The organism is Bacteroidales bacterium (assembly GCA_029210725.1).
In the GTDB taxonomy this organism is placed as follows: domain Bacteria; phylum Bacteroidota; class Bacteroidia; order Bacteroidales.
Genome location: JARGFM010000059.1, coordinates 1 through 6,642, shown reverse-complemented (window position 1 = coordinate 6,642; position 6,642 = coordinate 1). Strand labels below are relative to the sequence as shown.

Below are 6,642 nucleotides of genomic sequence, written 5' to 3'. Positions count from 1 at the left end.
ACCCCCTGTTTAAAAAGGTCATTAAAGAAGGAATGAAAGTCCTCCTTGTTTTTGAACTGCTTAAAAAAGTCCTTTGGAATTTTTTCATGTGCACTCATAATAAAAGTTTTTAAAAATTTTACGAAGATAGCACCGCCCTGCTTCATTGCGCTCAGAAAGTACCTTCGCAAGAATAGTTATGTTGACTACAACTCCATCATCACTTCACCACTTGTACCAACCGTCTCAGTAATTGCACCCGCCTTCAATGAAAGCACCTCCATCGTTGACAATATTCGCACGCTTCTGTCTCTCTATTACAATAAATATGAGATAATTGTGATTAATGATGGAAGTAACGACAATACCCTTGATAAGATTATCGAAGCCTACGAACTTGAAAAGGTAAATTTCTATTTTGATTACCGGCTTTCATGCCAGCGGGTAAGAGGTGTCTACAAAAGTCGGAACAAGTCCTTCAACAGATTAACGATTGTGGATAAGGTGAACGGTGGGAAATCGGACGCCCTGAATGCAGGATTGAACGTTTCCAAGAATGACCTGATTGTTTGTGTTGATGCAGATTCCATTATGGAACAGGACACGCTGATAAAACTTGTAAAACCTTTTCTTGAGGATAAGGATAAGGTGATGATCGGCGCAGGTGGTGTGATCCGGATCGCCAATAATTGTGAAATCTCAGGCGGTAAGATAACGAAGATCAAAGTGCCAAGAAGATGGCTCCCCCGCGCCCAGGTCCTGGAATATACTCGTTCTTTCCTTCTTGGACGAATTGCATGGAGCGAACTTGACGGGCTATTGGTAATTTCTGGAGCCCTGGGCATGTTCAAACGGGAGGTTGTCATTAATGCCGGAGGATTCAGCACCAAGACCGTTGGTGAAGACATGGAACTGGTAGTTAGGATCAGAAGGTACATGGCTGAACAGGGAATCCCTTACAAAGTGGAGTATATTCCTGATCCGCTTTGCTGGACCGAAGTCCCCTCCACACTGAAATCTCTGGCCCGGCAAAGAAGCCGATGGACTCGGGGCACCATCGAGACACTTTTTACACACAGGAAGCTCTTCCTGAACAAAAAATACGGGAAACTGGGGATGCTTGGATATCCTTACTGGCTCCTGTTTGAATGGCTGGCACCTATCATTGAATTCATCGGTATCTTGATTTTTACCACCCTGCTTATCCTTGGTAAGCTGAATGTAATGTTTTTCCTGTTATTGCTGGGATTTGTATATTTTTTCGCTGTCTCCCTCTCCATTTATTCCGTTCTTTTTGAAGAGATCACTTTCCATAAATACGAAAAGAGAAGGGATGTTTTGAAACTAGTGCTGACTGTGTTTCTTGAACCCATATTTTACCATCCTGCTGTATTAGTTATGAACATTAAAGGGAATATTGATAAACTCCTGAATAAGTCTGCCTGGGGTAAACAGAAAAGGGAAGGATTTGGCATGGAACCAACCAGGAAGAGATTCAGCGATTTGTCACTGGAAACGCTTCATACACGGCGATTGGCATATAGTATTGCTGGAGCTATGCTATTCTCATTTGCACTTATTTGGGTGCTCTTTTTAGGGAAACCGGGTCCATTACTGAGAAGAGATTTATCAACTTCAGCCGGTAAGGAGGTAGTTCTTATACCTGAAGAAAAAAAGGAAAACACAAGCAGCTTACAAGCCGTTAATGTACCGGAGGAACCTGCATCAGAAGCAAGGGTGACTCCTGTCTTTACTCCTGACCACACAAAAAACTACTATATTATTGCCGGTAGTTTTCGATCCCAGGAAAATGCCGAACGCATGCTGAATAAATTAAGGGTGCAAGGCTTCGATCCCGAAATAATACAGTCCGATAAGACATTAGCCAGAGTCGTAATGTTCTCCTCAACATCCATGCAGGATGCCAGAAATATGCTTGAACAAATACGCATAGACCCTGCTATGGAGAAAGCCTGGATACTGGGACAGGAATAAGCGCACAGATTTCATAATTTCGGCGCTAATACTATGTAGCTCACCTGGCTGGCCTACAAACCTATTCTTAATGTTCTTCTTTTCAAATGATGATTCCGGAGATTTATTATACAGGTTGCTTTTTGAAGAACCTCAGGGAAGAAATAATATGGAGTAAATCTTTATCTTAGGATACCAAACAAAGAAACAGGAATCATGACCAGGAACAGGAACATCTCCCTTTGGACGCTCGTTAGTTTGATCCTCCTTCCTCTTTCAGGACAGGATACTTTTGTGGAACAAAACTATGAGAAAGCCGAATACCGGATAGAGATGCGAGATGGCGTCAGACTGTTCACGATTGTATACTCCCCAAAAGATAAATCGAAGTCATATCCCATACTGATGCAGAGAACCCCCTACTCCATCGGGCCATACGGGGAAAGAATTCGAAACAGCTTATCGCCCAACAACCGACTGGAGAAAGATAAATATATCTTTGTATTCCAGGATGTCAGGGGTAAATTTATGTCGGAGGGAGAGTTTATGGATATGCGTCCTGTCCTGGGCAGGTACCGGGATAATAAGGACGTGGATGAAACCACAGATACCTGGGATACCGTGGAGTGGCTGATCCGGAATATCGAGAATAACAACGGGAAAGTGGGAATGTACGGAGTTTCTTATCCGGGATTCTATACGGTTATGGGATCGATCAATGCCCATCCTGCCATGGTCTGTACCAGTCCGCAGGCTCCCATTTCAGATTGGTTTTTATGGGACGATATGCACCACAACGGGGCATTTACCCTGCCTTTGAGCTTCAACTTTTTCCAGGTATTCGGACAGAAGCGACCCGGGCCTACCACCCAAAGAGGATCCAGGCTCACATATTCCTCAGGAGATGCCTACCACTTCTTTCTGGAAATGGGACCGGTAAAAAATGCCAACGAAAAATACCTTCACGGTACCATCAATTTCTGGAACCAGTTCACTGAACATCCCGATTATGACAAGTTCTGGCAGGAGAGAAGCACCCTGCCCCACCTGAAGGAGATCTCTCCTGCTGTGCTGACAGTCGGGGGGTGGTACGATGGCGAAGATCTCTCAGGGGCCCTGCACACCTATAAAACCATAGAAAAGAACAATCCCGGCACCTTCAACATTCTGGTCATGGGTCCCTGGACCCATGGCGGCTGGAACTTTCCCGAATACAACAATCCGAGCCTGATCCCTTTCAGGGAAAAAAACAAATATTTTTATCTGCATGAGATAGAATACCCATTTTTCAGGTACTATCTGAAACAGAAAGGCAGCCTGGATCTTCCCGAGGCCTGGGTCTATGATACAGGCCTTATGCAGTGGAAGAGTTACGATACCTGGCCCCCAGCGAATACCAGGATGAAAGGGATCTGGCTTGCTGAAGGAGGCGCCCTGTCCTGGAACGATCCAAGGGATCAGACGGAATCGTATGATGAATTTGTCAGTGATCCTCACAAACCGGTACCCTATACGGCCCCCTTTCTCAGTGCACGCTCCTTTTATAACGGACAGTACCTGTCTGAAGACCAACGTTTTGCCTCGACCCGTCCCGATGTGCTTGTTTATAAAGGGGATGAATTGCAGGAGGCTGTCACCCTTGCCGGTCCGGTGGAAGCGGAGCTTTTTGTCTCTACCACAGGGACCGATGCCGACTGGGTGGTTAAATTGATTGATGTATTTCCGGATACCGTAAATCGGCATGTGCTGAATCAGCGGGATATTGAGCCTGGAGGATATCAGATGCTGATCAGGGCTGATATCTTCAGAGGAAAGTACCGCAACAGCTTCGAAAAACCGGAACCCTTTGAGCCCGGCAAGGTGAGCAGGGTGAAATTCACGCTTCCTGATCTGAACCACACCTTTAAAGAGGGACACCGCATCATGATACAAATCCAGAGCAGCTGGTTTCCCCTGTTCGACCGGAACCCGCAGAGCTTCACCAATATCTACGAATGCGGGGAAGATGCCTTTCAAAAAGCCATCCACAGGATTTACCGCTCAGGGGAATATCCCACTCATCTGAAACTGCCTGTATTAAGGTAATAGAGGAATTCCGGATTAAAATACTGATAATCAATAAGGGGCTTCAAGACGGAGCCGCCTGGCTATTCTATGATAATTTTTTGAGTGATACTTTGCTCTGAGTTTTCGATGTTCAACAGGTACATACCCCCTGACAAATCCAGATCCAATTCGCAGGTCTTGTCAGGGCATATGGTTTCATACAAAAGTTTACCGTTCATGTCCATCAACCTGATTATTAAACCATCAGGTGCCTGTCCCGACCATTCGACCTGCATCAGACCACCGGACGGATTTGGATAGATTTTAAACAGGGGGCTTATTCCCTCCTTCCCAATTCCGGTACTGCTGTAGACAAAGCTTTCTGCATAAATCAGGCCCCACTTATTCATGCCGTTTTCAGCCCGGATATATAGGACATGATCCCCATCGCTTAATCCGCTCAAGGAAACGGAGAAATCGATGCTCAGATCGCTTCCAGCTGAAGGCAGTGTTACGGCAGTTCCAAGACCATATCCCGGATCGGTATCAATAAAGTATTCCACTTGTTGTATGTCTGATTCGACCGAACTTGGCAGTTCAACCAATAAGAAGATCGCATTTATGACAGATCCCCATCGCCCTGAAACATCCCTTGCCCTGAACTGAATGTAGTGCAAGCCCTGATCCAGACCCAAGAGCCCCGGGTTCAGCTGAAGAGCCAGGTCATTTCCCGGAGCAGGAACCGGGATGGATACGGCCATTCCAAATCCAGGATCGGTATCCATAAAGTATTCGGCCCGGTCAATGTTGCTCCCAATGACATCTGTTGTTTTCACCAGATAGAAAAGTGTGTTAGCTCCCTGGCTCCATCCTCCCAGATCATCCCGGACCCTGATTCCCAGGTAATGGATCCCCTGCTGAAGAGAAGAAAGATCTTCGCTGAAATTCAGGGAGATATCGCTTCCTGCTGATGATACTGTAATGGGAGTGGCCATTCCGTAACCCGGGTCGGAGTCGATAAAGAATTCCGCATATTCAATATTCTGGGCATATATAACAAGCGGAACGAATAAGCGTATGAATAAGATTGTTGCCTTTTTCATTTCTGTTTGTTTTGCGAAATTTATTCTCCGCTCTTCACCTTGATACTCACCTGAAGTCCCGAATCAGAGGTGGCCGATGCCGGAACTTCAGCTTCGTATATATGCGGCAGGTTGGGTACACCCGATAATACATAGGGAGTCGGTCCGCCAAAGGCCCCACAATCTGCGCCGCTTAAACCCGCAGCAATGGCTGGAGAACCTGCCTTCAATTCCCATTTGCCGTCTGTACTCAGATCCAATGCGCCGGTAAAATCTGCAAATACCAGATCCATGTCGATGTTATACTGATTCCCGCTGACATCGGTGCCATCCGTATACATAATGTTGTAGGAAATGGTATTGCCGGTATTTTCACGAATGGTAGCATAGCCTCCGGTCAGAATATTGTTTTGGATGCTGGCATTATGCACATCAATGGGGAAAGTCCAGTTGCTGGTAAAACAAACGTTGTTTGCGACGATCAATGGCCCACTCGAAGCTTCTGAATTTATCTGGCCCCGAATGATATTGTTTGTTATAATGGTATTTGTAATGACTCCCAAACCGGCATTGATCAGGTTGTAGACATAATTTTGTGAAAGCAGAATGTTGTCACTGTTGCCCGTAAATTCAGCATTATGTAAATAGTTTCTGATTACCGTAATATCGCTCACACTGATTTCCAGGTCCACACCTAATAAGCGGCATCCCATGATGCTGCTCCCCTCCGAACCACTGGCAAAAATGATGTTGCTGTTAAATGTCGCCGGAACATTGTTAGCCTGTGTCTTGGGGTTTTCGCCCAGGAAGAATCCGGGACCGATAAGGGTAAGTGGCTTGTTAATCGTGGTTCCCGCATATTCGGTGGCCGAACCCTCCACGTAAATGGTATCGTTGTTTGAGGCAGCAGTGACAGCGGCCTGAAGGGTCGTGAAGTCGGCATCGAAATCAGTGTTGTTATTGACACGATGCAAATTCTGAGCTTCCAGAGTGTTGCACCATAGTGCAGACAAGAGCAGTAAAAGCAATAGTTTCCTCATAGCAAATTCCTTCATGTAGTTAGTGTTTTAATAGCCTTGGTAGCGAATGTGCTGTGCACGAAAGAGCAACTTCAACCATGTGAAACATGGCTCCTGGGATAGTGACTGCCAGACTTAAGTCAAATCCGGATTTCCACTTTATAAATTTAACCCAACTTGGTAAGGAAAGCAAGAAAAGTACAAAAATCACATAATTTTCAAGGATTATTCAACGATTTTATAGGCCTTCCAGAGGGTTTTTCCTGGAGAATACCGTTTGTAGTGATGTATGGTGTTTGTATTGCATGGATCTTTTTCATATATTGCCGCTATGTTTATCAGGCAAGTAAAAAAGAGGAATGCCAAAAACGGAAAAGCATTTTTCCAATATCAACTTGTGCAAGCATCCAGGATAGATGGAAAAGTCAAGCAGCAAAGCATCCTTTACCTGGGAAGCGAGCCATTACTTGCTGATAAAGAGAACAGAAAGATGTTACTGAGAACTCTGCAAGCAAAGATATTTGGGCAATCTTTACTTTTTG

At 45.3% G+C, this 6,642-nt stretch carries 5 protein-coding genes; 3 read left to right on the top strand and 2 right to left on the bottom strand.

Annotation, left to right across the window (positions count from 1 at the left end; genetic code table 11):
• Positions 1-51: 51 nt before the first annotated feature.
• Together P1P86_16500 and P1P86_16495 are read left to right on the top strand one after the other, a co-directional pair.
• Positions 52-1,974, top strand: a complete 1,923-nt coding sequence (locus P1P86_16500; GenBank protein ID MDF1576787.1) for a glycosyltransferase — start codon at positions 52-54, stop codon at positions 1,972-1,974.
• Between the two features lie 195 nt (positions 1,975-2,169).
• Positions 2,170-4,038, top strand: coding sequence for a CocE/NonD family hydrolase (locus P1P86_16495; protein MDF1576786.1), 1,869 nt, complete (start codon positions 2,170-2,172; stop codon positions 4,036-4,038).
• Positions 4,039-4,100: 62 nt separating this feature from the next.
• Here P1P86_16495 and P1P86_16490 read toward each other — a convergent pair whose 3' ends face one another.
• Both P1P86_16490 and P1P86_16485 read right to left on the bottom strand, forming a co-directional pair.
• Positions 4,101-5,102 (bottom strand): T9SS type A sorting domain-containing protein, encoded by a 1,002-nt coding sequence (locus P1P86_16490; protein MDF1576785.1) that lies wholly within the window; start codon positions 5,100-5,102, stop codon positions 4,101-4,103.
• Positions 5,103-5,122: 20 nt separating this feature from the next.
• On the bottom strand, positions 5,123-6,136 hold the full coding sequence (locus P1P86_16485) for a hypothetical protein (protein MDF1576784.1): 1,014 nt from the start codon (positions 6,134-6,136) through the stop codon (positions 5,123-5,125).
• Positions 6,137-6,389: 253 nt separating this feature from the next.
• On the opposite strand from P1P86_16485, the gene P1P86_16480 reads away from it, so the two are divergent.
• Positions 6,390-6,642: hypothetical protein (locus P1P86_16480; GenBank protein MDF1576783.1), on the top strand; the 253-nt coding region annotated here is incomplete at its 3' end.

Excerpts from the sequence above, each read along its gene's own strand:
- P1P86_16495 (MDF1576786.1), top strand. The coding sequence starts at position 2,170 with ATGACCAGGAACAGGAACATCTCCCTTTGGACGCTCGTTAGTTTGATC.
- P1P86_16485 (MDF1576784.1), bottom strand. The coding sequence starts at position 6,136 with ATGAAGGAATTTGCTATGAGGAAACTATTGCTTTTACTGCTCTTGTCT.
- P1P86_16490 (MDF1576785.1), bottom strand. The coding sequence starts at position 5,102 with ATGAAAAAGGCAACAATCTTATTCATACGCTTATTCGTTCCGCTTGTT.